25 protein-coding genes are annotated in these 23499 nt (G+C 45.0%); 22 read left to right on the plus strand and 3 right to left on the minus strand.

The window, feature by feature from the left end; all coding sequences use genetic code 11:
* Window positions 1–21: 21 nt before the first annotated feature.
* Window positions 22–498 (minus strand): CYTH domain-containing protein, encoded by a 477-nt coding sequence (locus B5G33_RS09715; protein ID WP_087274278.1) that lies wholly within the window; start codon window positions 496–498, stop codon window positions 22–24.
* A gap of 190 nt (window positions 499–688) precedes the next feature.
* Between B5G33_RS09715 and B5G33_RS09720 the strand changes: the two genes are divergently transcribed.
* The 11 genes from B5G33_RS09720 to truA all read left to right on the plus strand — a co-directional run bounded on the left by B5G33_RS09720 (window position 689) and on the right by truA (window position 12299).
* Window positions 689–1243, plus strand: a complete 555-nt coding sequence (locus B5G33_RS09720; protein WP_087274338.1) for a DJ-1 family glyoxalase III — start codon at window positions 689–691, stop codon at window positions 1241–1243.
* 148 nt (window positions 1244–1391) lie between these two features.
* Complete coding sequence (gene tig, locus B5G33_RS09725) at window positions 1392–2705, plus strand: trigger factor (RefSeq protein ID WP_087417504.1); 1314 nt, start codon at window positions 1392–1394, stop codon at window positions 2703–2705.
* Window positions 2706–2741: 36 nt separating this feature from the next.
* Window positions 2742–3323, plus strand: a complete 582-nt coding sequence (gene clpP, locus B5G33_RS09730; RefSeq protein WP_087274274.1) for an ATP-dependent Clp endopeptidase proteolytic subunit ClpP — start codon at window positions 2742–2744, stop codon at window positions 3321–3323.
* Between the two features lie 88 nt (window positions 3324–3411).
* Window positions 3412–4716 (plus strand): ATP-dependent Clp protease ATP-binding subunit ClpX, encoded by a 1305-nt coding sequence (gene clpX, locus B5G33_RS09735; protein ID WP_087417505.1) that lies wholly within the window; start codon window positions 3412–3414, stop codon window positions 4714–4716.
* A 33-nt stretch (window positions 4717–4749) separates the two neighbouring features.
* Window positions 4750–7080, plus strand: a complete 2331-nt coding sequence (gene lon, locus B5G33_RS09740; RefSeq protein WP_087417506.1) for an endopeptidase La — start codon at window positions 4750–4752, stop codon at window positions 7078–7080.
* 15 nt (window positions 7081–7095) lie between these two features.
* Window positions 7096–7701, plus strand: coding sequence for a ribosome biogenesis GTP-binding protein YihA/YsxC (gene yihA, locus B5G33_RS09745; RefSeq protein ID WP_087274269.1), 606 nt, complete (start codon window positions 7096–7098; stop codon window positions 7699–7701).
* A 43-nt stretch (window positions 7702–7744) separates the two neighbouring features.
* Window positions 7745–8929 (plus strand): GNAT family N-acetyltransferase, encoded by a 1185-nt coding sequence (locus B5G33_RS09750; RefSeq protein ID WP_087417507.1) that lies wholly within the window; start codon window positions 7745–7747, stop codon window positions 8927–8929.
* Window positions 8930–8983: 54 nt separating this feature from the next.
* A complete protein-coding gene (locus B5G33_RS09755) occupies window positions 8984–9829 on the plus strand; it encodes an energy-coupling factor transporter ATPase (RefSeq protein WP_087274336.1) in 846 nt (281 codons plus the stop codon).
* Entirely contained in the window at window positions 9820–10677 is an 858-nt protein-coding gene (locus B5G33_RS09760; RefSeq protein ID WP_087274266.1) for an energy-coupling factor transporter ATPase, read from the plus strand. Before B5G33_RS09755 ends, B5G33_RS09760 begins: the two co-directional genes overlap by 10 nt.
* Window positions 10674–11474: an energy-coupling factor transporter transmembrane component T family protein gene (locus tag B5G33_RS09765; RefSeq protein WP_087274264.1), complete on the plus strand. Its 801-nt coding sequence runs from the start codon at window positions 10674–10676 to the stop codon at window positions 11472–11474. Before B5G33_RS09760 ends, B5G33_RS09765 begins: the two co-directional genes overlap by 4 nt.
* Before the next feature lie 42 nt (window positions 11475–11516).
* Window positions 11517–12299, plus strand: a complete 783-nt coding sequence (gene truA / locus B5G33_RS09770) for a tRNA pseudouridine(38-40) synthase TruA (protein WP_087417508.1) — start codon at window positions 11517–11519, stop codon at window positions 12297–12299.
* Here the strand turns inward: truA and B5G33_RS09775 are convergent.
* The gene (locus B5G33_RS09775) at window positions 12286–13161 is read right to left on the minus strand and encodes a YitT family protein (protein ID WP_242971382.1); all 876 of its coding nucleotides are present in this window, start codon (window positions 13159–13161) and stop codon (window positions 12286–12288) included. The two genes, truA and B5G33_RS09775, sit on opposite strands and share 14 nt — an antisense overlap.
* 194 nt (window positions 13162–13355) lie before the next feature.
* Here B5G33_RS09775 and B5G33_RS09780 point away from each other — a divergent pair, with 194 nt between their 5' ends.
* A complete protein-coding gene (locus B5G33_RS09780; RefSeq protein ID WP_087274260.1) occupies window positions 13356–13862 on the plus strand; it encodes a flavin reductase in 507 nt (168 codons plus the stop codon).
* Window positions 13863–13880: 18 nt separating this feature from the next.
* A complete protein-coding gene (locus tag B5G33_RS09785; protein WP_087274259.1) occupies window positions 13881–14144 on the plus strand; it encodes a hypothetical protein in 264 nt (87 codons plus the stop codon).
* Between the two features lie 89 nt (window positions 14145–14233).
* Here B5G33_RS09785 and B5G33_RS09790 read toward each other — a convergent pair whose 3' ends face one another.
* Complete coding sequence (locus tag B5G33_RS09790) at window positions 14234–14434, minus strand: cold-shock protein (RefSeq protein ID WP_087274257.1); 201 nt, start codon at window positions 14432–14434, stop codon at window positions 14234–14236.
* Window positions 14435–14715: 281 nt separating this feature from the next.
* Here B5G33_RS09790 and B5G33_RS09795 point away from each other — a divergent pair, with 281 nt between their 5' ends.
* The 9 genes from B5G33_RS09795 (at window position 14716) to B5G33_RS09835 (ending at window position 23487) form a co-directional block, all read left to right on the plus strand.
* Complete coding sequence (locus B5G33_RS09795) at window positions 14716–15999, plus strand: dihydroorotase (protein WP_087274255.1); 1284 nt, start codon at window positions 14716–14718, stop codon at window positions 15997–15999.
* Window positions 16000–16119: 120 nt separating this feature from the next.
* The gene (pyrF, locus tag B5G33_RS09800; protein WP_087274253.1) at window positions 16120–17049 is read left to right on the plus strand and encodes an orotidine-5'-phosphate decarboxylase; all 930 of its coding nucleotides are present in this window, start codon (window positions 16120–16122) and stop codon (window positions 17047–17049) included.
* Window positions 17050–17059: 10 nt separating this feature from the next.
* Window positions 17060–17836, plus strand: coding sequence for a dihydroorotate dehydrogenase electron transfer subunit (locus B5G33_RS09805; RefSeq protein ID WP_087417509.1), 777 nt, complete (start codon window positions 17060–17062; stop codon window positions 17834–17836).
* Window positions 17836–18738 (plus strand): dihydroorotate dehydrogenase, encoded by a 903-nt coding sequence (locus tag B5G33_RS09810; RefSeq protein ID WP_087417510.1) that lies wholly within the window; start codon window positions 17836–17838, stop codon window positions 18736–18738. Before B5G33_RS09805 ends, B5G33_RS09810 begins: the two co-directional genes overlap by 1 nt.
* Before the next feature lie 217 nt (window positions 18739–18955).
* Window positions 18956–19225: a hypothetical protein gene (locus tag B5G33_RS09815; protein ID WP_087417511.1), complete on the plus strand. Its 270-nt coding sequence runs from the start codon at window positions 18956–18958 to the stop codon at window positions 19223–19225.
* Between the two features lie 209 nt (window positions 19226–19434).
* Window positions 19435–20286 (plus strand): protein-ADP-ribose hydrolase, encoded by an 852-nt coding sequence (locus B5G33_RS09820; RefSeq protein ID WP_242974631.1) that lies wholly within the window; start codon window positions 19435–19437, stop codon window positions 20284–20286.
* A gap of 198 nt (window positions 20287–20484) precedes the next feature.
* On the plus strand, window positions 20485–21996 hold the full coding sequence (locus B5G33_RS09825) for a CoA-transferase (protein WP_087417552.1): 1512 nt from the start codon (window positions 20485–20487) through the stop codon (window positions 21994–21996).
* Window positions 21997–22157: 161 nt separating this feature from the next.
* Window positions 22158–22622, plus strand: a complete 465-nt coding sequence (gene tnpA / locus B5G33_RS09830) for an IS200/IS605 family transposase (protein ID WP_087417513.1) — start codon at window positions 22158–22160, stop codon at window positions 22620–22622.
* A 181-nt stretch (window positions 22623–22803) separates the two neighbouring features.
* Complete coding sequence (locus tag B5G33_RS09835) at window positions 22804–23487, plus strand: group II intron maturase-specific domain-containing protein (protein ID WP_442856606.1); 684 nt, start codon at window positions 22804–22806, stop codon at window positions 23485–23487.
* The last annotated feature ends 12 nt before the right edge of the window (window positions 23488–23499 follow it).

The raw sequence follows: 23499 nt of genomic DNA on the forward strand, positions 1-23499 counted from the left end.
TCCGGCTGCTTTAAAATACGGTCAGGAAAGGTCTCCTCTGTTTTGGACGGATAAATCTTTCCTGGAAAGGGTGCTGTTGTGGTAGGCGCTTGAGAATGTTACATCCTCTCCAAACCATTCCGGGGGAATAAAGGCGTTGGCTTTTTCTTCTGTAGGAAATTCCACTTCTGCCAGCCAAAGTCCTTCATAAGGTTCGTCAAAGACATCCAGTTCAATGGTGAGGCCGTCAGTAAGGGGAAGAAGGTATCTTGTTTTGGAAAGGATGATCCCGTCTGCCTTTTTGAGGAGATGCTCATAGGCTTCTTTGTTCAGAGGAAGGTTGTATTCCTCCCGGACCATCAGACCTCCGCCTTTATAGGTGAGAAAATAATCTGTATCCTGACGGCGGATACGGACTACGGGATTTGTGCAGAGATAGGCCTGCTGAATTTTTTTATGAGGATAACTTTCCAGATCATCCGGAAGCCTGTGTATCAGATATTTTCTCTCAATTTCCATGGATATGCCTCCTGTTTCTTTTTCTTAAGTTATATCACAGACAGAGGGAAAAGCAAAGGGCCGGATTTCTTAATAAAAATTTTAAATCAGGCAGCGGCAAAGTATGTTACAATATTCCATAGGCAGCCGGATTCAGGAGGAAAGAAAAGTCCTCCATGAAACAGGCAAAAAGGAAAGAGAGGAAAAAATAATGGCAAATGTGTATGTGTTTACAGCAGATGGATTTGAAGAAATAGAAGGGCTGACTGTGGTAGATCTGATGAGAAGAGCAGGAGCCCAGGTACAGATGGTTTCCATCAGCGACGGGCTGGCTGTAAAAGGCAGCCATGGGATTGAGATCAAAGCCGATACTTTTTTTGAAGATGTGGATTTTGGACAGGCAGATCTTCTGGTGCTCCCGGGAGGTATGCCGGGAACCCTTCATCTGGGAGAGCATCAGGGACTTACAAAGCTTCTTACTGAGACTGCGGCCCAGGGAAAGAGAGTGGCGGCTATCTGTGCAGCCCCCAGCGTACTGGGAGGGCTGGGACTGCTGAAGGGAAAAAGGGCAGTGTGCTATCCAGGCTTTGAGGACAAGCTTACAGGGGCTCAGGTAGGAACGGAAGAGGTGGTCACAGACGGCAATATTACCACCAGCAGAGGCCTCGGAACAGCAATCCCCTTTGCCCTGGAGCTGATTTCCCTCCTTTTCGGGCAGGAAAAGGCAGAAGAAATAGGGGCATCTGTAATATACAGCGGCAGATGACATAGAATTTCTGCAAAAAAATACTGGCGTTTTCCTTTTCCTTGTGATATACTGTGTTAATGACTGTAAGTATGAGAAAAAACGCTGTTCTAAAAAGCGTATTTACAGAACAGAAGGTATATAGAAATTCAAGGAGGAATCATTAACAATGAGTGTACAGGTAGAAAACTTAGAAAAGAACATGGCAAAGCTGACTGTAGAAGTCAGCCCGGAGGATTTTGAAAAAGCAGTACAGGCTGCTTATATGAAGAACAAAAACAGAATTACAATCCCCGGATTCCGTAAAGGAAAAGCTCCCCGTATCATGATTGAAAAAATGTACGGCGCCGGTATTTTCTATGAAGATGCTGCAAATGCACTGATCCAGGAAGAGTATCCAAAGGCTGCTGAGGAAAGCAAGCTGGATATCGTGTCTCAGCCTGAGATCGACATTGTTCAGATTGAAAAGGGCAAATCCTTTATCTTTACTGCAGAAGTTGCTGTAAAACCAGAGGTAACCCTGGGCGAGTATAAAGGAGTAGAGGTAGAAGTTTCTCCTGTAGAAGTAACTGAGGAAGAAGTTGCCGGTGAATTAAGAAAAGAGCAGGAAAACAACTCCAGAACCATCGACGTAGATGACAGATCTGTAGAACAGGGCGATATGATCACTCTGGACTTTGAAGGATTTGTAGATGGAGAGGCTTTTGAAGGGGGAAAAGGAACAGACTATCCTCTGACTATCGGTTCTAATTCCTTTATCCCAGGATTTGAGGATCAGCTGGTAGGCGCCCAGATCGGCGAGGAGAAAGAAGTAAATGTTACTTTCCCTGAGAACTACCATGCAAATGATCTGGCTGGAAAACCTGCCGTATTTAAATGCACAGTAAAATCCATTAAGGTAAAAGAGCTGCCTGAACTGGATGATGAATTTGCAAAAGATGTTTCTGAGTTTGATACTCTGGAAGAGTACAAGGCAGACATCGAGAAAAACCTGAAAGAGCGCAAGGAAGAAGTTGCCAAGAGAGAAAGAGAAGATAAGGCAGTTGATGCTGTTATTGCGAATGCTCAGATGGATATCCCTGAACCAATGATCCAGAATCAGATCAATCAGCTGATGCAGGACTTCATCAGAAGAATGCAGGCACAGGGACTGTCTATTGACCAGTACTATCAGTTTACAGGTCTTGACAACGCAAAAGTTCAGGAGCAGATGAGACCTCAGGCACTGAAGAGAATCCAGAGCCGTCTGGTACTGGAGAAGATCGCAGAGGTTGAGAATATCCAGATTTCTGATGAGAAATTTGATGAAGAAGTAAAGAGAATGGCTGACATGTACAAGATGGAAGCCGATAAATTAAAAGAAATGATGGGTGACTATGAGAAAGAGCAGATCAAGATGGATATGGCTGTTCAGGAAGCAGTTACCCTGGTTGCAGACGCTGCAAAGACAGTAGAAAAAAAGGAAGAGGAAAAAGCTGAGTAATTTTACTGCCTTTGACAGACAAATAGGAGGAATTTCATGAGCTTAGTACCATATGTCATTGAACAGACCAGCCGTGGAGAGAGAAGCTACGACATTTATTCCAGATTATTAAAAGACAGGATTATCTTTCTGGGTGAGGAAGTGACAGATGTGTCCGCAAACCTGATCGTGGCACAGCTTCTTTTCCTGGAATCTGAGGATCCGGGAAAGGATATTCATTTATATATCAACAGCCCGGGAGGTTCTGTCACTGCAGGTATGGCTATTTATGATACCATGCAGTATATAAAGTGTGACGTGTCTACCATCTGTATGGGACTGGCAGCCAGCATGGGGGCCTTCCTTCTGGCAGGAGGCACCAAAGGAAAACGTATGGCTCTTCCCAATGCGGAAATTATGATACACCAGCCTTCCGGCGGCGCAAAAGGTCAGGCGACTGAGATAGAGATTGTGGCAGAGCAGATTCTGAAGACTAAGCACAGACTGAATTCTATTCTGGCACAGAATACAGGCCAGACCCTGGAGACAATTGCAAGAGATACGGAAAGAGACAACTATATGACTGCTGAAGAGGCAAAGGCATATGGTTTGATCGATACTGTTATCCAGCATAGATAGTGACTGAAGATAAGACTCCTGCAAGTACATGCGGGGGTCTTTCAGCTTTCAGGACAAAAAAGGGCATAGTAGAAGAAAGGAAAGAATAATGGCAATGAAGGGAAATGATACAAAAATCAGGTGTTCCTTTTGCGGTAAGACAGATGACCAGGTAAAGAAATTGATCGCAGGGCCTAACGGCACTTATATCTGTGATGAATGTGTGGGAATCTGCGCGGAAATTATTGATGAAGAACTGGGGGCAGACTTTGAAAATGAAATGTCTGATGAGATCAATCTGCTCAAGCCTCAGGAAATTAAAAACTTTTTAGACGAATATGTTATCGGACAGGAAGAGGCAAAAAAGGTGCTTTCTGTAGCAGTATACAATCACTATAAGAGAGTTCTGGCAGGCAGTTCATCAGATGTGGAACTGCAGAAAAGCAACATCCTTATGCTTGGTCCTACCGGTTCTGGAAAGACCCTTTTGGCCCAGACACTGGCAAGGCTTTTAAATGTGCCCTTTGCCATTGCAGATGCCACTACCCTGACAGAAGCCGGATATGTGGGAGAAGATGTAGAAAATATTCTTCTGAAGCTGATCCAGGCAGCAGACTATGATATTGACCGTGCCCAGTACGGAATTATCTATATAGATGAGATTGATAAGATCACAAGAAAATCGGAAAATGCTTCTATTACCAGAGATGTTTCCGGAGAAGGCGTGCAGCAGGCTCTTCTGAAGATCGTGGAGGGGACTGTGGCAAATGTTCCTCCACAGGGAGGCAGAAAGCATCCCCAGCAGGAGTTTATCCAGATTGATACTACGAATATTCTTTTTATCTGTGGAGGAGCCTTTGAGGGACTGGATAAGATCATTGAGACAAGAAAAGATACAAAATCTATTGGTTTTAATACAGTGATCACATCTCCCCAGGAGAAAAATGTAGGTGAACTTCTGAAAGAGGTTATGCCTCAGGATCTGGTACGCTTTGGACTGATTCCTGAGTTTGTAGGACGTGTGCCGGTAGTGGTTTCTCTCAATGCCCTGGACCGCCAGGCTTTGGTGCAGATCCTTACAGAGCCTAAGAACTCCCTGGTACGTCAGTACCAGGCTCTTTTCGACCTGGACGGCATAGAGCTGCATTTTGAAGAAGGCGCTTTGGAAGCTATTGCGGACAAATCCATGGAGAGAAAGACGGGAGCCAGAGGTCTGAGAGCTATTATGGAAAGTGTTCTTATGGATATTATGTACACATCTCCTTCTGACGAGAGCATCAGTTCCTGTACGATAACTAAAGAGACAGTGGATGGAAAAGAACCTCCGGTTTTGGAGCACAGGGAACTTCCGGCTGCTTCCAGAAGAAGTAAAAGCAGCGGACGGAAGAAGAAAGAGACCCCGGAAATTGCATAATTACAAGACACAAAAGCAAAAGGAGGAGCGGCTATGAGTGACATGATACAGTATTTGCCGGCTATCGCTCTGAGAGGCACTACCATTCTTCCGGATATGATCGTACATTTTGACGTGAGCAGAAGGAAGTCTGTAAAGGCTCTTGAGAAAGCTATGGTGGAAGACCAGAGAGTTTTTCTGATTACCCAGAAAGTTCCTCAGACAGAAGATCCAAGCCAGGAGGATTTATATAAAATCGGGACTATAGCAGTAATCAAGCAGCTTGTAAAAACGAAAAACGGAATCATTCAGGTCCTTGTAGAGGGGAAAGAAAGGGGAGAACTTCTTCACCTCGATGGAGAAGGCCATTATCTGGAGGCAGAGGTGGCAGCTTTTGATCCGTCTCTGAACAGTGCTCTGGATGAAAATGTGAAAGAGGCTATGCTCAGAGGCATAAAAGAAATTTTTATCCGTTACTGTAATGAAAATCCCAAACTGAGCAAAGATCTGGCTGGCCAGATCCTGGAGATCCAGGATGTGGAGAAAGTCATTGATCAGATAGCGGTAAATCTCCCCATGAAATACGAAGATAAACAGAAAATTCTGGAAGCCGTATCCCTGGAGGACCGCTATGAAATCCTGGGAATGATCCTGACCAATGAAGTGCAGATCATGGAAATCCGCATGGAGCTTAATAAGAAAGTAAAAGAGCGGGTGGATAAAAATCAGAGAGACTATATTCTCAGAGAACAGATGAAAGTAATACAGGAAGAACTGGGAGATGGAGATGCCCTGTCTGAGGCAGATCAGTTCCGGGAACAGACTGAAAAGCTGAAGGCTTCAAAGGAAGTAAAGGAACGGATCTACAAGGAAATTGACCGGTTCAAAAAATCCGCTGCAGTCCAGGCTGAGGCGGGAGTTATGCGGAGCTATATCGAGACGCTGCTGTCCCTGCCCTGGGATAAGGCTTCCAGAGACAGCAAGAATCTGAAAGAAGCTAACCGCATACTGGAAGAAGATCACTATGGTCTGGAAAAAGTAAAAGAAAGAATCATGGAATTTCTGGCTGTCCGGGCCCTGACCAAGAAGGGGGAAAGTCCTATCTTATGTCTGGTAGGGCCCCCTGGAACAGGAAAAACCTCTATTGCCAGATCTGTGGCAAGAGCCCTTCGGAAGGAGTATGTAAGGATTTCTCTTGGGGGCGTACGGGATGAGGCAGAAATCCGGGGACACAGAAGAACATATATTGGAGCCATGCCGGGAAGGATCGCAAACGGTCTGATCCAGGCAGGAGTGAAGAATCCACTTATGCTCCTGGATGAGATTGACAAGGTAAGCAGTGACTACAAAGGAGACACTTCATCGGCTCTTCTGGAAGTGCTGGATTCGGAACAGAATGTGAAATTCCGGGATAACTATGTAGAAATTCCCCTGGATCTGTCTGAGGTATTGTTTATTGCTACGGCAAATGACCTTCAGACTATACCAAGACCTTTGCTGGACAGAATGGAGATCATTGAGATCAGCAGCTATACGGAGAACGAAAAATGGCATATTGCCTGGGAGCATTTGATTCCAAAACAGATAAAGGCTCACGGCCTGAAGGAAAATCAGCTGAGAATTGAAGAAGATGCTCTGGGAAAAATCATCAACGGCTATACGAAAGAAGCGGGAGTGAGAAATCTGGAGCGGAAGATTGGGGATATATGCAGGAAAACCGCCAGAAGAATCATGGAGGACAAGGAAGAAGAGGTCACTGTTACGGCAGATAATCTGGAAGATTTTCTGGGAAGAGCCAAATATACTCCTCAGAAAAAGAATCAGACAGATGAGGTGGGCATTGTCCGCGGGCTGGCATGGACCAGCGTAGGGGGCGATACTCTTCAGATAGAAGTAAATCTTATGCCGGGAAAAGGAGATTTTCTTCTTACCGGACAGCTGGGAGATGTAATGAAAGAGTCGGCCCAGGCAGGTATCAGCTATATCCGCTCTGTGTCAGATAAATATGGCATTGACCCGGAATTTTTCCAGAAAAATGATTTACATATCCATATTCCAGAAGGAGCAGTTCCAAAGGATGGACCTTCTGCAGGAATCACTATGGCTACAGCGATGCTGTCTGCCATTACAGGAACACCTGTAAAAGCGGATCTGGCTATGACAGGAGAGATTACTTTAAGAGGAAGAGTACTTCCTATCGGCGGTCTGAAAGAGAAACTTCTGGCAGCGAAAAGCGCAGGGATAGGAACCGTGCTGATACCTTCCGAGAACCAGGCAGATGTTGGGGAAATGGATAAAGAGATTACCCAGGGGCTGGAGATCATTCCTGTAAATACTATGGAAGATGTGCTGAAATATGCACTTGTTGTAAAGCAGAACTCATAAAATGGAGGAAAATACATGATCATTAAACATGTGGCGCTGGATACAGTCTGCGGGATTACCAGTATCCTGCCGGATAATCAGGTGCCGGAAATTGCATTTGCCGGGAAATCAAACGTGGGAAAATCATCTTTGATAAATGCGCTGATGAACAGAAAATCTCTGGCCCGTACCAGTTCTTCACCTGGAAAGACCCAGACGATCAATTTCTATAATATTAATCATGAAATGTATCTGGTGGATCTTCCAGGATATGGGTACGCAAAAGTTTCTCAGTCGGTAAAGGAGCAGTGGGGGAAACTTATCGAGAAATATCTTCACCACTCAAAACAGCTGAAAGCCGTGTTTCTCCTGGTAGATATCCGCCATAGACCCTCTGAGAATGATAAGATGATGTATGACTGGATTGTTTATAATGGATATGATCCTATTATAATTGCTACAAAGGCAGATAAACTGAAAAGAAGTCAGATTCAGAAATATCTTAAAGAGGTAAGGGAAGGACTGAAGCTTCCTTCCGAAACAAAGGTAATCCCCTTTTCTGCTATGTCTAAGCAGGGAAGAGAGGAGATCTGGGAGCTGATTGAAGATTTTTTGCATCATGACGGGGGACAGGAAGAATGATCCGTGGATGGAGCTTCCTGCGTATAGAAAAGAAGGATAAAATATGCTAAAAGGAATAATTTTTGATATGGACGGCGTTCTGATCAACAGTGAACCCTTTCATTATAGAGTCTGGAAGGAAACTCTCAGACAAAGAGGTGTGAATCTGGAATACCAGGTTTACAAAGCGTGTATCGGTTCTACCGTGGGATTTTTGATGGGGCTTCTACATGAACATTATGGGATTGATGCCCAGGATTCCTCTCTGGTTAGAGAGATGCAGGAGATGAAGAAGAAACTGATAAAGAAGGAAGGCTATCCCCCTCTTATTCCTTATGTTAAAGAACTTTTGCAGAATCTTTCAGGGGCCGGTTATCAGCTGGCAGTTGCCTCTTCTTCACCTCTGGCGTATATTGAAGAGGTAATGAAACACTGGGAGATCGGGCAGTATTTTACCCATCTGATCAGCGGAGAATCTGTAAAAAACCCTAAGCCTGCACCAGATGTATTTCTGAAAGCAGCGGAAAAACTGGGAGTCTTTCCGGAAGAATGCATTGTAGTGGAAGACTCAGAAAACGGCTGTAAGGCGGCAAAAAATGCAGGGATGACCTGTATTGCCTATTATAATCCGGATTCCGGAAAACAGGATCTGGGAAGCGCCTACATGATCATTGAAGGATACGAAGAGATTGACAGCGCCTTTATGGAAAAGGCTTATTGCCACAGCCACCATCTTCCGGCTCTGGTCTGTGAGACTAATCGGCTTGTAATACGAGAGATGAAGAAGACAGATATCCCGAGGCTTATGGAAATCTGCAGTCAGGAAACGTCAAGAGACGCCTGTGAAGGAGTGGCAAAGCCTCTTTCAGAGGAGCTGGAAGGATTTGACGCTTATCGTTCCTATATGTATGAGCTCTGCGATATGGGATACTGGTCGGTGCTGAAAAAAGATACTGGAGAAATTATCGGAAGAGCAGGAGTAGAGCCAAAGTTCTGGAACCGAAAAAAAACCGTGGTGGAACTTGGCTATATTATAGATGAAAAATACCGCCGTCAGGGCTACGCTTATGAAGCCTGCCAGGGAATCATCCAAGAGGCGGCCAAAAGAGGTGCGGTCTACCTCCACTGCCGGATAAAAAGCAGTAATAAGGCTTCGGTGAACCTGGCAGAAAAGCTGGGATTTCAGAAAATCAATTATCACCTGGAAGAAGACGGAGAGGACATGGAAGTTTGGCGGTATACCTGCTAAAAGCAAAGAGGAAACTTTATTTAGGAAAGGTTTTTCAGATTAAAACAGATGACTATGGAAATCATAAAAGCCAGAAAACTGAAATATGATTATTTAAAATATGACGATAACGGACAGGCTTCAGAGAGCCATACGGCAGTTGAAGATATAGACCTGGATATCCGGCCCGGACAGTTTATTTCCATATTGGGGCATAACGGCTCAGGAAAGTCTACCCTGGCAAAACATATGAATGCTCTGCTGATTCCCACAGAAGGGACCATCTGGGTAGACGGCATGGATACAGCCATGGAGCCGGAGTTATGGAAAATCCGGCAAAAATCCGGCATGGTTTTCCAGAATCCGGACAACCAGATCATCGGAACGGTAGTAGAAGAGGATGTGGGATTTGGACCGGAAAATCTGGGAATTCCCACAGAAGGCATCTGGAGCAGAGTGAACAGGAGTCTGGAAGCGGTAGGAATGACGCCATTCCGCCACCGCTCCCCTAATAAGCTGTCCGGAGGTCAGAAACAGAGGGTAGCCATTGCAGGAGTTATGGCTATGCAGCCCAAATGTATTATTATGGACGAACCTACCGCCATGCTGGACCCAAACGGCAGAAAAGAGGTGCTGGAGGCGGTCCATGAGTTAAACAGAAAAGAAGGAATCACCGTAATCCTCATTACCCATTATATGGAAGAGGTTATTGATTCCGACAGAGTGTTTGTTATGGATCAGGGCCATATCGTGATGCAGGGAACACCCAGGGAGATTTTTTCCAGAGTAGAGGAACTGAAAGCTTACCGTCTGGATGTGCCCCAGGTGACTCTTCTGGCATATGAACTGAAAAAAGCGGGAATCCCTCTTCCAGACGGAATACTGACGATAAAGGAATTGGTGGATGCGTTATGTCATTAAAATTAGAACACGTTACCTATACTTATAACCCAGGGACTGCCTATGAGACCCATGCTTTAAAAGATGTATCCCTGGAAATCCCTCAGGGACAGTTTGTGGGGGTTATCGGCCATACAGGCAGCGGCAAATCTACATTGATACAGCATTTTAACGGACTGATGCGTCCAACCTCCGGTACAGTATTTTATGACGAAGAAGATATCTGGCAGGAGGGTTATTCTCTTCGGCGGCTGAGGAGCCATGTGGGACTGGTATTCCAGTATCCGGAGCACCAGCTTTTTGAGGCAGATGTACTTTCGGACGTATGTTTTGGACCAAAGAACCAGGGCCTTTCTCAGGAAGAAGCTCTGGAGAGAGCAAGAACTGCCCTGATGCAGGTCGGGCTGAAGGAAAAGTATTATGCTTCTTCACCCTTTGAATTATCCGGAGGTCAGAAACGACGGGTAGCCATTGCCGGGGTTCTGGCTATGGAGCCGGACGTGCTGATTTTAGACGAACCTACTGCGGGGCTGGACCCCAAGGGAAGAGATGAGATTCTGGACCAGATTGCTTATCTCCACCAGGAAAGAAAAATTTCCGTGGTTCTGGTCTCACACAGCATGGAGGATATTGCCAGGTACGTGGAACGTATTATTGTAATGAACCAGGGAGAGAAACTTTTTGACGGAGTGCCCAAGGAGGTCTTTTCTCATTATAAAGAGCTGGAGGCTATAGGACTGGCTGCACCCCAGATCACTTATATCATGCATGCCCTGAAAGAAAAAGGCCTTGAGGCAGATATTTCGGCTATTACTGTAGAAGAAGCCAGAAACAGCATTCTGAAAGCACTGGGGAGAGGAGAAAAATGATTAGAGATATTACTATAGGACAATATTATCCCGCAGACTCTTCACTGCATCGCCTGGACCCCAGAGTGAAATTTATCGGAACCTTTTTATTTCTGATTTCTCTTTTTGTGGCAGACTCCTTCTGGGGGTATCTGCTGGCCACCTGTTTTCTGGGAGGCATTATCTTTCTTTCCAAGGTACCGATAAAATTTATGATAAAGGGCCTAAAGCCTTTGTTTATCATTCTTCTCATTACGGTACTGTTTAACCTGTTTCTTATTCCAGGCCAGGAGCTCTGGAGTCTGGGATTCCTTACAATTACTGTAGAAGGCGTTCAGCAGGCAGTAAAAATCGGAATCCGGCTGATCTACCTGGTCATTGGCTCTTCCGTAATGACGCTGACTACTACGCCTAACCAGCTTACAGACGGTCTGGAAAGAATACTGCGGCCTCTGAATAAGATTAAAGTTCCGGTACATGAGATTTCTATGATGATGTCCATTGCTCTTCGGTTTATTCCCATTTTGATGGAAGAGACGGATAAGATCATGAAAGCCCAGATTGCCAGAGGCGCGGATTTTGAAAGCGGGAATCTAATACAAAAGGCAAAGAATATGATTCCTCTGCTGGTGCCGCTGTTTATTTCTGCATTCCGCAGGGCAGATGACCTTGCTATGGCTATGGAGGCCAGATGCTATCATGGCGGAGACCAGAGAACCCAGATGAAACCCTTGATTTATGAGAGAAAAGATTATGTGGCCTATGCCATTGTAATTATCTATCTGGCAGCGGATATCCTGATCCGTGTTTTTCTGTGATGCAACAGAGGATATTCTTAGTTGAAAAGGAGCAGTTGCTGAATGAAAAGAATTAAGCTGACTGTGGCTTATGACGGAACCAATTACTGCGGCTGGCAGGTACAGCCTAATGGGATTACAGTCCAGGAAGTTTTGGAAAGATGCCTGGAAGACCTTACAGGAAAGAAAACAGAGATTATCGGAGCCAGCAGGACAGACGCAGGAGTTCATGCTCTGGGAAATGTAGCGGTATTTGATACAGATATGCGAATGCCGGGAGAAAAGTTCTCCTTTGCCTTGAACCAGAGGCTGCCGGAGGATATCCGGATAGAGAAAGCAGAGGAAGTTCCCGGGGATTTTCATCCCAGATACCGGGAAAGTGAAAAGACTTATGTATACAGGATTTTAAACCGTCAGTTTCCCATTCCCACCCAAAGGCTTTATACCCATTTTACATATGTTCCGCTGGACATAGAAAAAATGGCGGAAGCAGGACATTATCTTGTAGGAGAACATGACTTTAAAAGCTTCTGCGGAGCCGGTGCTCAGGTGAAGACCACCGTCCGCAGGGTCCAGGAGGTTTCTGTGGTCCGGGAAGATGATCTGATCACCATTAAAATACGGGGAAAAGGCTTTCTCTATAATATGGTCCGGATCATAGCAGGAACTCTTATGGAGATAGGCGGAGGGATGTACCCTCCGGAACACATGAAGGAGATACTGGAAGCCAGGGACAGACAGGCAGCAGGCCCTACTGCTCCTGCCAGAGGACTGACCCTGATGGGAATCCAGTATCTGGAAGAAAGAAGAGAATCACAGGATATGGAGGAAGTCAGCGGGATTTAAATCCTTCGCCGACTACTTCGTTGGATTCCACGATAATGATAAAGGCCTTTGGGTCGATTTTTTTGATAGAGCTACGGATACTGTACATCTGCTTATTATTGCAGGCGCACATGACCACAGCTTTTTCTTCTTTTGAGTAGCTGCCTTCACCTTTCAGAAAAGTGCAGCCTCTTCCCGTTACCTGGTCGATCATGTCTGCCACTTCCTGGGCCTGATCTGTGACGATGAGAGTCATTTTTCCGGCGTCAATGCCATACATGACTTTGTCTACCACCACGGACAGAAGGAAGGTAATGATCATACCATAGATGAGGCTGTCAATGTCTCTGGAGACCATCACAGTTCCCAGAAGGACGATCAGACCATCCATTATAAAGGTAATCTTGCCAAGAGAGAAATGGGGCTTTAAAGCTTTAATGGATAACATGATAAAGTCGGCGCCGCCGGTAGAAGTTTCTCTCATATAGATCAGAGCATATCCAAGGCCTGACAGCACTCCTGCACAGATTGCCGCCAGCATCCGGTCTCCGGTATATACAGGAAAAAGCGGAGCCAGATAGTCCATGATCACAGATGTGATGATAATGGTCCGCACAGAGCGGAGAAAATATTGTCGGCCAAGGATGGGAAAACAGATCAGAGCAATAGGGATATTCAGAAGCAGGGCGGTACGTCCGATAGGGAGTCCCCAAAGGTGGTAAAAGATCAGGGCGATTCCATTCAGACCGGCCATGGGAAACTGAGCCAGAGCAGCAAAGTTGTAGGTTCCCAGGGCAATGAGAATGCCTCCCAGAATATCCATAAGAATATCAATGCTCCATTTTTTTGCATAAAAAGATTTATTGTTCATAAAATTTTTCATAATCGGCCTCCTTCTACAGTCATGAAAAAGAAAGAGCATATGCGAACTCCTCTATAATTCGCAAATGCTCTTTTCCTAAAAACAGTATACACGGAATTCACAGAAAAGGTCAAGGGGAAAATCAAAAAGGAGGATTTGACATTCCCCGGCACCTGGGGTATGATAGGAAAAGAAAAAAGAAAGGAATGAGATATATGGGATTTAGAGAAGTTCCGATTGAGTCCATAGAATTTAATCCTTTTGCTAAAATCGGAAAACAGTGGATGCTGGTCACAGCAGGAGACCAGGAGAAATTCAATACTATGACTGCCAGCTGGGGCGGTGCAGGCGTCATGTGGGGAAAGAATGCAGTGACGGTATACATCAGACCTCAGAGATATACAAAGGAGTTTATAGACGCCAAGGATACATTTACCCTTTCTTTCTATAAAGAAGAATACAGAAAGGCTCTCAGCTTTCTGGGAAGCGTTTCAGGCAGAGACAGAGATAAGGTGAAAGAAGCCGGCCTGACTCCTGTGCCTGCAGGAGACTCCATGGCCTTTGAAGAGGCAGATCTGATACTGGTATGCAGAAAGATGTATCATGCCCCTATGCCTCCGGAAAATTTTGATGACAAGAGCAATGATGAAAAATGGTATCCTCAGAAAGATTATCATGTAATGTATATTGCAGAGATCACAAAGGTTCTTGTCAAAGAATAGAAACACAAGGAGATTTTTATGAGCCAGCAGAAAGTAGACAAATATAAGAAAGAGAAAAATAACAGAGATAAACTGCAGAAAAGAGAGAAAAGGATCTTCCATCTGGAAATGTTTGGGGTGGCAGTAGTCTGTATCGCAATGGTGGCCTGGATCGGATATTCCGCTTATGACCTGATAACAAGAGAAGACCCTGATGCAGAGCAGCAGGTAGTAACTACGGAGATGGATGTGACAGCTCTTTCTGATTATTTGAGCAGTCTCTCTCAGACAGAGACAGAGTAAGAAAGAACTTTTTATGGCCTTCAGCCATAGCGAATAGAAAAAAGAAGGAGACACTGCATTGCAGAAGTCTCCTTTTTTCTTGATGAAAATTATAATTTATTTACATTTGCAGCCTGCATGCCACGGGCGCCTTCTGTCAGGTCATAGGTTACGGACTGGCCTTCCTCCAGGGATTTAAAACCTTCACCGTTGATTGCGGAAAAGTGAACGAATACGTCCTGTCCGTCTTCGCCGGTAATAAATCCATATCCTTTTTCAGCGTTGAACCACTTTACAGTTCCCTTGTTCATAATGTTACCTCCATAAAATAAAAAGAATAAACATGAATATATCCGGATAAAAAAATTAAATGGTCTTTAGAGATAATATTGTGTATAAAAATGATAATACAATCTCTAAAAACCATTTAATATTTATATCCAATATACCTTTTGACACCTCTAGTATATTCGGTATAATATCAAAAGTCAAGGGAAAAGTGGAATTGACGAAAGAAAATGTGTATGTTACTATAAAAACAATGAAATTTTTTAATAAAGCCTGTATCTAAGGAGAAAGGACGTGCTTCAAAATGAAGATATTGATCAAAAACGGCCAAATGTTAAATCCCTCGGATAAGACTGACGAAACCGGTGACCTTTATATTGAGGACGGCGTGATCAAGGAAAAAGGAGTTTCCCTGGAACTTTCCTGTCAGCCGGATAAAGTAATTGACGCCCAGGGCTGCTATGTGATGCCTGGTCTTATTGACCTGCATGTACATCTGCGGGACCCGGGGCTGACCCATAAAGAAGATATAGCAAGCGGTTCAAGAGCAGCAGCCAGAGGGGGATTTACTACAATCCTGGCTATGCCCAATACAAAACCGGTTATCGACAGCCCGGACCGGGTGCTGTATGTGGTGAATAAAGCAGAAGAAATGGCTCCCATCCATGTGCTGCAGATTGGTGCAGTGACCAGACAGCAGAAGGGAGAAGAACTGGCTGATATAGAGGGAATGATCCAGGCGGGAATTCCAGCTATCAGTGAAGACGGAAAATCCGTGATGAATGTAAAGCTCTATAAAGAAGCTATGGAGATTGCCGCAGAACACAATATTCCAGTTTTTGCCCACTGTGAAGATCAGAACCTGGTAAATGGAGGCTGTGTAAATGAAGACCGGCATTCCAGAGAGCAGGGACTTCCGGGAATCAGTAACGCAGTGGAGGATGTGATTGCAGCCAGAGATATTGTGCTTGCTAAAGAGACAGGAGCCAGACTTCATCTGTGCCATTGTTCTACAGAGGATAGTGTGGAGATGATCCGACTTGCGAAAGAAGAAGGACTTCCTGTGACCGGAGAGGTCTGCCCTCATCATTTTACTTTGACATCTGATGATATGGTGCCGGGGGATACAAATTTTAAAATGAATCCGCCTTTACGAACACCGAAAGACCGCCAGGCTCTTCTGGAAGGACTGAAAAATGACATTATTGATGTCATCAGCACAGATCATGCTCCCCACAGCAGGGAAGAGAAACAGCAGTCCATGGAGAAGGCGCCTTTTGGCATCGTAGGCCTGGAAACTTCTGTGGCCCTTACGATCACCCAGCTGGTGGACAAGGGAGTTCTGACTCCTATGCAGATGGCAGAGAAGATGAGCTATAATCCCGCAAGGATCATAGGCTCTGACAGGGGTACCCTGGATATAGGAAAACCGGCAGATGTAACGGTCATCGATCCAAATCAGGAATATGTGATAGATTCTATGACATTTCTCTCAAAGGGAAAGAATACACCGTTTAACGGCTGGAAGGTAAAGGGAATGGTAAAGGCTACTATCTGTGATGGAAAGATAGCATACCAGAGCGAATAAACAGATGCCGGGATCAGGTATACCTGACCCCTACATGATACATCAGGGCAGACAGAAACAGACATCTATGTCGGGTCTGCCTTTTTGCTGAAAAAAAGAATACCTGGAGGAAGAAGAAAAATGATCAATAAACTCACAGCAAAAATTCAGAAAACAAATGCACCTATCGTTGTGGGCCTGGACCCGATGCTGAATTATATCCCAAAGCATATTCAGGAGAAGGCTTTTAAAGAGTATGGGGAGACTTTAGAAGGAGCGGCAGAAGCTATCTGGCAGTTTAATAAGGAAATCGTGGATAAAACTTATGACCTGATCCCTGCTGTAAAACCTCAGATTGCTATGTATGAACAGTTTGGCATTCCCGGACTTATGGCCTATAAAAAGACCGTAGATTACTGTAAAAGCAAAGACCTGGTTGTGATCGGAGATATTAAAAGAGGAGATATCGGCTCCACATCTGCTGCCTATGCAGTAGGACATCTGGGAAAAGTACAGGTAGGGGACAATAAGATCGCTGCTTTTGATGAAGATTTTGCCACTGTGAATCCATACCTGGGTTCTGATGGGGTTAAGCCTTTTATCGATGTGTGCAAAGAAGAAAAGAAGGGAATCTTTGTGCTGGTAAAGACCTCAAACCCTTCCAGCGGTGAGTTCCAGGACCGGATCATTGACGGCAGACCTCTCTATGAACTGGTGGGAGAAAAGGTTGCTCAGTGGGGAGAAGAATGCATGGGAGATTCCTATAGTTATGTAGGTGCTGTGGTAGGTGCTACCTATCCAGAAATGGGCAAGATCCTGAGAAAGATCATGCCTAAAGCTTACATCCTGGTTCCAGGATATGGCGCTCAGGGAGGTCAGGGAAAGGATCTGGTACACTTCTTTAATGAAGACGGACTGGGAGCTATCGTAAACTCCTCCAGAGGCATCATTGCTGCCTACAAACAGGAAAAATATGCAAAATTCGGAGAAGAGAACTTCGGAGACGCTTCCAGAGCGGCAGTAGAAGATATGATCGCGGATATTGACGGAGCCCTGAAGGCTGCAAAATAAGGAGGAAACCATGGCAAAGTTAAAAATGACCAGCAGTATTATCAGCCAGGAGATGATCAGCCCGGATATCTACAGTATGTGGCTGTCAGCAAAAGAAATTGCAGAGCAGGCGGCACCGGGACAGTTTATCTCTCTGTACTGTGAAGATTCCGGCAGAATCCTGCCAAGGCCTATCAGTATCTGTGAGATCGATAAAGAAAAAGGCACCCTGCGTATTGTCTACAGGATCGCAGGGAAGGGAACTGCAGAGTTCTCTCAGAAAAAAGCAGGAGATACTATAGATATTCTTGGACCTCTGGGAAATGGTTTCCCCATGGAGGAGACAGAAGGAAAGAGAGTCTTCCTTATGGGAGGAGGCATTGGCATTCCGCCTATGCTGGAGACCGCAAAAGAAGCCAAGGGAGAGGTGACAGTGATCGCCGGATACCGGGATAAAAATATTTTCCTTCAGGATGAGTTTGAAAAAGCCGGGAAATTTGTTGTAGCTACAGAGGACGGCAGCCTGGGAACGAAAGGAAATGTTATGGACGCTATCAGGGAGAATCATCTTGAAGCAGACCTGATCTTTGCCTGCGGGCCGGCTCCCATGCTGCGGGCCATTAAGGCCTATGCCCAGGAACAGGATATTCCCTGCTACATTTCCATGGAGGAACGGATGGCCTGCGGCATCGGCGCCTGTCTGGCCTGTGTCTGCAAGTCCAAAGAGGTGGACGCCCATTCTCAGGTCCATAACAAGAGAATCTGTAAGGATGGTCCTGTATTCTTAAGTACGGAGGTGGAACTTTAATGAATATGAAAGTAAAAATCGGGGGAGTGGAGTTAAAGAACCCGGTAATGACAGCCTCCGGAACTTTTGGTTCAGGAGCAGAGTACAGTGAGTTTGTAGATTTAAATAAGCTGGGAGCAGTGGTGACCAAAGGTGTGGCAGATGTTCCCTGGACAGGGAATCCGACGCCCCGTATTGCAGAAATCTACAGCGGAATGATGAATGCCATTGGTCTGCAGAATCCGGGAGTAGAGGTGTTCTGCAAAAGAGACATTCCCTACCTGCAGCAGTTTGATACAAAAGTGATCGTCAATGTCTGCGGACATGCTCCAGAAGAATATCTGGCAGTGGTGGAAAGACTGGCTCAGGAGCCAGTGGATATGCTGGAGATCAATATTTCCTGTCCAAATGTAAATGCTAACTTCCTGGCTTTCGGACAGGATCCAAAGCATGTGGAAGAGCTGACAGCTCAGATCAAGAAAGTTGCCGGACAGCCGGTGATCATGAAGCTGACCCCCAACGTAACGGACATTGCGGAAATCGCCAAAGCGGCGGAAGCCGGTGGAGCAGACGCAGTCTCCCTTATCAATACCCTTACGGGCATGAAAATTGATGTAAACAGAAGGACCTTTGCCCTGGCAAACAAGACTGGGGGAGTTTCCGGCCCCTGCATTAAGCCGGTGGCAGTGCGAATGGTCTATCAGGTGGCCCAGGCGGTAAAGATTCCGATAATCGGTATGGGCGGTATCCAGAATGCAGAGGACGCTCTGGAGTTTATTCTTGCAGGAGCTTCTGCAGTGGCAGTGGGAACCGCAAACTTTATGAACCCATATGCTACACTGGAAATCATCGATGGAATCCGGGAATATATGGAGAAAAATGAAATAGAGGATATCTGTCAGCTTATTGGCGCGGTAAGATAAAAAGGCCCCTGTAAGAGGCCTGGGGAAATTCGGCACTATTAAAAAGTGGGATTCTGCAGGCTCTTACGGGGGTTTATGGTTCTGGAAAAGAATATATAGAAAGGAATGCTTTTTACATAGACAAGTGGTAGAATATAAGCAGAAAACAAGGAAAAGGTCCAGATTATGAGTATATCCGTATAAAACCTGAGGGCGGATTTACAGAGGAGGGAATAAGATGGAAGGTTTATTTGTGGGGTTGATGATTTTTGCCACAGTTCTGGCAATTATCGGACTGGTACTGGTCTTTCTCCAGAAAAAAGGAAAGGTAAGCTCTTTTACGACTATGACAGCTTCGGGACCCAATTATGTAAGTGTGGGAAAAACAGTCATTGTTCCGGTCCTGCTGGGTGTACTTCTGCTTTACCGGTATTCCCTTTTATGGGCAGTTTTGTACGGAGCAATCTTTCTTGTGGCTTACATATTGATACAGGTACTGGTGAAATAGTTTGAAATTTTACATTGAGGGTATGGAGAATTTTTCTCTGTGCCCTTTTCTTAAGTTAGTATTAGATTTTCTCCCTATGTGATAAAAATATTGTAACTGTTGACATTACAAAAAAACAGTGCTATCATTGATTGAAAGATGTAATATTTAAAGTTACAATATATTATACACATCAGATGAGAAAAAGTTTTTATTATCCAAATCATATTATGAAAGAGGTTGAAATTGTAATGTTCAATAAAAAACAGGAAGAAAGACTGGATTATCTTCTGGAAGAGTTTAAAAAAGATTCTATCTGGTATAAGGACCTGGAAGTTGGGGTCAGCTATCAGGAGAAAAGAAGGGCTCTCCGTTCCCTGATGAATGTACGGATGCCAGGGAGCATGGACCAGAAGGTTCTGAAAGTGCAGGACGATTTTCTCCAGGAAGAAGCCAGGGAAAAGGGAATTGTAACATTAGATGAAATTCCAACAGCGGAAAGGCAATATGGAAGCCAAAGACCTTTTGCAGACAAAATTTCTGTCTGGCAGGGGGACATTACCAGACTCCAGGCAGGCGCTATTGTAAATGCGGCGAATTCCCAGATGCTGGGCTGTTTTCATCCCTGCCATGGCTGTATTGACAATGCCATCCACAGCGGAGCGGGAATCCAGCTTCGAGAGGCCTGTAATGAGTATATGAATCAAAGAAAGAGCCAGTATGGAAAGGACTATGAGGAACCCACAGGACAGGCTGTGCTTACAGAGGCCTATAATCTTCCTGCAGAGTATGTGATCCATACTGTAGGCCCTATTGTTTATGGGAGGCTGACAGAGGAGCTGAAAAATGATTTAAGAAGCTGTTATGAAAATATCCTGAAATGCTGTGCAGAACATGGGATACGTTCTGTTGCTTTCTGCTGTATCAGCACTGGAGAGTTTCGATTTCCAAACGAAGAGGCTGCTATAATCGCAGTGTCTGAAGTAAGGAAATTTCTGGAAGAGCATGAGACGGATTTTGACAGGATCATCTTTAATGTATTTAAGGATGCGGACAGAGAGATTTATGAACAGCTTGTATAAAGAGGAAAAACAGAGTGCAGAGAAAGTTATGAAGAGAGTCTGGAATTCCCCTGGACTTTGAAAAAAGATTCTGATAGTATTATCTACATATTGTGCTGCTTTTTGACATTGCGGACAGCTTTCGGGCGGAGGCAGTGTGCATTGCTTCAAAAACGGGACAGGATGTGTGAACAGAAAATCCAGGGGGAGAGGCGTGTCATGTATGAAATAATGAATGCGGATGAAGCAATACGTCTGATACGGGATGGAGATTGTATTTGCGTCAATTCTTTTGTTGGTATTGAAAATCCGGTGGAACTTCACGAGGCAATTTATCGAAGATATCAGAGGATGCAGTCACCGCGGCATCTGACGATTATTTCCAGCGCCGGTTTCGGGGTCTGGGATGAAGAACATAATGCAGAAGGCTATATTCGGGAGGGGGCGGTAGACAGACTGATCTGTGGTCACTTCGGAGCAATGCTGAGTACGAAGAAATTGGTGCTGGAGGACCGCTTTGAGGCTTATAATTTGCCCCTGGGCTGTATTTCTCATGCAATCCGAGCCCAGGCCGGAGGGCTGCCGGGGGCGCTTTCCAAGGTGGGACTGGATATTTTTGTAGATCCCAGGAAAGAGGGACCTGGCATTAACAGAATTTCCATCGATGATTCTCTGGTGAAACATGTGGAAGTGGATGGAGAGGAATTCCTTTACTATAAACTGCCTAAAATTACAGTTGCTTTGATAAAGGGGACTGCAGCAGACCGAAAGGGAAATATTTCTTTTGATGATATGTTTATGTCCGGCGACGCATTATCTATCTGCCAGGCTGTAAAGGCAAACCGTGGAAAGGTGATCGTACAGGTAGACCGCCTGGTTGATACCCCATCTCGTCCCAGAAATGCTATTATTCCGGGATGTCTGGTGGACGCTATTGTGGTGGCAGAACCTGAGGAGAGAAACGAAGCCTATAAGGCTCTGACCGGAAGCTTTGAAATTCCCTATGAGGACTGGAGCATGTGGAATGAAAAAATCGACACGGTTTCCTCAAAGCAGACAAAAAACAGTGTGGTGGGCAATATAATCGGCAGACGGGCAGCAAAGGAGCTACGGGTAGATGATATTGTTAACATCGGTATTGGAATACCAGAAATGGTCTCCAGACATACCAGAAAAAACGGGATGCTGGATATGGTCACTCTTACGGTTGAGTCTGGGGGGATTGGGGGCTTCCCTGTCTCGGGAGAAGTTTTTGGAGCTATGATCGGCGCTTCTTCGGTTTATGATATGGCCAATCAGTTCGACCTTTATGATAACGGCGGCCTGGATATCTGCTTTATGGGAGCACTGGAAGTGGACAAGGAAGGAAATGTCAATGCTCATCGGGGAACAGGGGCTTTTGCCGGAATCGGTGGTTTTGCTAATATTACGGCAAAGACACCAACGGTTGTATTCTGTATGACTTTTAATACAAAGGGCCTGGAAGTTTCCCAGAAAAAAGGCGTTGTAACAATTCATAAAGAAGGTTCTGTGCCCAAATTTGTGGACAGCGTTGGGAGCATTAGCTTTTCAGCGAAGCGGGCCATAGCCAATGGACAGAAAGTGCTGTATGTAACTGAACGCTGTGTTTTTCGGTTGACACCAAAAGGGTTAAAACTAATAGAGGTCTATCCTGGCGTGGATATGGAAAGAGATATTCTTGGGAGGCTGCCTTTTGAGGTAGAAAAATAATACATTAGGACCTCAATATTAGGGAATATAATATCACCCCGGATTCAAAACTGCACAGGGATTGAATCATAGGAGGGTACATTCCCCGATGCTTGCATCGTAACTTGCTTAACGATACATGAGAAAAGTGATAGAATGTAAGCGGGAAGGAGAAGTTGTAGATGAGTGAAAATATCCACAAATCACACAACGTATCAAGGCTTATGTATCATTTTGTATTTCCGACAAAGTATCGGAGAGTAGTAGTAGACAATGAAGTAGAAGAAGTAATCAAAGAAATATGTATAGAAATAAGTAAAAGATATGAACTTTATTTTCTGGAAATAGGAACGGATAAAGATCATGTGCATTTTCTAATCCAGTCAGTACCAAGCTATAGTCCAATGCAAATAGTGAAGATCGTAAAAAGTATTACTGCACGAGAAATATTTGCAAGATGTCCCGAAGTGAAGAAAAAATTATGGGGAGGAAATTTTTGGTCATCCGGATACTATGTAGCAACGGTAAGTGAGCATGGGAATGAAGATGTGATAGCAAATTATGTAAAGAATCAAGGGAATGAGTATAAGAAATTATTCCGAAATACAGGACTGGATGGGCAAATGAGCCTATTCGATTATATGTAAAAGCAGAGACAAACAAATTCGCATACCCCGCTTTCGCGCTTGCGGGAGCAAGAGCGAAAGGCAAGTGCTGTGAGCGGCGACGTAGGAGCCGAGCACAGTGCTTGAGTGCTTGCACCGGGGTAGTTGATTCCCCATACCGTACGCGACTTTGTTCAATTCGGAAAAACCGAAAGTGTGCTGAATAAGGGGGCACAAAGTATGCCCTCTTATTCAACCCACCTTCGCTTCTTTCCTTAATAACTATGCAGACGACCTAATTATCATGGTAGGAAGTAAGCAGGCAGCAGAGCGGGTAATGAAAAGCGTTACCCGATTTATCGAGAAAAAGCTGGGACTGAAAGTAAATGCTGAAAAGAGCAAGGTGGACAAGCCCAAAGGAATCAAGTATCTCGGATTTGGATTTTACTTTGACACATTTGCCAAAGGATATAAAGCCAGACCGCACTCGAAAGCAATAGCGAAATTTAAAGTACAGATGAAGAAACTGACATGCAGAAGCTGGGGAGTGAGCAACAGCTACAAAGTGCAGAAACTGAACCAGCTCATCCGAGGATGGATAAACTACTTCAAAATCGGGAGCATGAAGGGATTATGTGAGCGTCTGGATAGTAATATACGCTACCGCCTGCGGATGTGTATTTGGAAACACTGGAAAACACCGCGGAATAGGGCAAAGAACCTGATGAAGCTGGACGTGCCCCGATGGGCGGCATATAATATCGCCTACTGCGGAAACCGATATGCGCGGCTTGCTCATAACGGCTGGGTACATAAAGCAATAAGCAACGAAAGACTAGCCGCATTTGGGCTAGTCTCCATGAGCAACAACTACGCCGAGAGGCGTGTCGTATGTGAAGTTGATTGAACCGCCGCTTGC

It is taken from the genome of Blautia sp. An81 (genome assembly GCF_002161285.1).
GTDB lineage: Bacteria > Bacillota > Clostridia > Lachnospirales > Lachnospiraceae > Blautia > Blautia ornithocaccae.

Bases quoted from the DNA above. Each gene is read 5' to 3' on its own strand.
- B5G33_RS09805 (WP_087417509.1), top strand. From the start codon at position 17,060: ATGGCAAAGTTAAAAATGACCAGCAGTATTATCAGCCAGGAGATGATC.
- B5G33_RS09715 (WP_087274278.1), bottom strand. From the start codon at position 498: ATGGAAATTGAGAGAAAATATCTGATACACAGGCTTCCGGATGATCTG.
- B5G33_RS09820 (WP_242974631.1), top strand. From the start codon at position 19,435: ATGAAAGAGGTTGAAATTGTAATGTTCAATAAAAAACAGGAAGAAAGA.
- clpX (WP_087417505.1), top strand. From the start codon at position 3,412: ATGGCAATGAAGGGAAATGATACAAAAATCAGGTGTTCCTTTTGCGGT.
- yihA (WP_087274269.1), top strand. From the start codon at position 7,096: ATGATCATTAAACATGTGGCGCTGGATACAGTCTGCGGGATTACCAGT.
- B5G33_RS09815 (WP_087417511.1), top strand. From the start codon at position 18,956: ATGGAAGGTTTATTTGTGGGGTTGATGATTTTTGCCACAGTTCTGGCA.
- clpP (WP_087274274.1), top strand. From the start codon at position 2,742: ATGAGCTTAGTACCATATGTCATTGAACAGACCAGCCGTGGAGAGAGA.
- B5G33_RS09775 (WP_242971382.1), bottom strand. From the start codon at position 13,161: ATGAAAAATTTTATGAACAATAAATCTTTTTATGCAAAAAAATGGAGC.
- pyrF (WP_087274253.1), top strand. From the start codon at position 16,120: ATGATCAATAAACTCACAGCAAAAATTCAGAAAACAAATGCACCTATC.
- B5G33_RS09780 (WP_087274260.1), top strand. From the start codon at position 13,356: ATGGGATTTAGAGAAGTTCCGATTGAGTCCATAGAATTTAATCCTTTT.
- B5G33_RS09765 (WP_087274264.1), top strand. From the start codon at position 10,674: ATGATTAGAGATATTACTATAGGACAATATTATCCCGCAGACTCTTCA.
- B5G33_RS09785 (WP_087274259.1), top strand. From the start codon at position 13,881: ATGAGCCAGCAGAAAGTAGACAAATATAAGAAAGAGAAAAATAACAGA.
- tig (WP_087417504.1), top strand. From the start codon at position 1,392: ATGAGTGTACAGGTAGAAAACTTAGAAAAGAACATGGCAAAGCTGACT.
- B5G33_RS09790 (WP_087274257.1), bottom strand. From the start codon at position 14,434: ATGAACAAGGGAACTGTAAAGTGGTTCAACGCTGAAAAAGGATATGGA.
- B5G33_RS09810 (WP_087417510.1), top strand. From the start codon at position 17,836: ATGAATATGAAAGTAAAAATCGGGGGAGTGGAGTTAAAGAACCCGGTA.
- tnpA (WP_087417513.1), top strand. From the start codon at position 22,158: ATGAGTGAAAATATCCACAAATCACACAACGTATCAAGGCTTATGTAT.
- truA (WP_087417508.1), top strand. From the start codon at position 11,517: ATGAAAAGAATTAAGCTGACTGTGGCTTATGACGGAACCAATTACTGC.
- B5G33_RS09760 (WP_087274266.1), top strand. From the start codon at position 9,820: ATGTCATTAAAATTAGAACACGTTACCTATACTTATAACCCAGGGACT.
- B5G33_RS09750 (WP_087417507.1), top strand. From the start codon at position 7,745: ATGCTAAAAGGAATAATTTTTGATATGGACGGCGTTCTGATCAACAGT.
- B5G33_RS09755 (WP_087274336.1), top strand. From the start codon at position 8,984: ATGGAAATCATAAAAGCCAGAAAACTGAAATATGATTATTTAAAATAT.
- B5G33_RS09825 (WP_087417552.1), top strand. From the start codon at position 20,485: ATGTATGAAATAATGAATGCGGATGAAGCAATACGTCTGATACGGGAT.
- lon (WP_087417506.1), top strand. From the start codon at position 4,750: ATGAGTGACATGATACAGTATTTGCCGGCTATCGCTCTGAGAGGCACT.
- B5G33_RS09720 (WP_087274338.1), top strand. From the start codon at position 689: ATGGCAAATGTGTATGTGTTTACAGCAGATGGATTTGAAGAAATAGAA.
- B5G33_RS09795 (WP_087274255.1), top strand. From the start codon at position 14,716: ATGAAGATATTGATCAAAAACGGCCAAATGTTAAATCCCTCGGATAAG.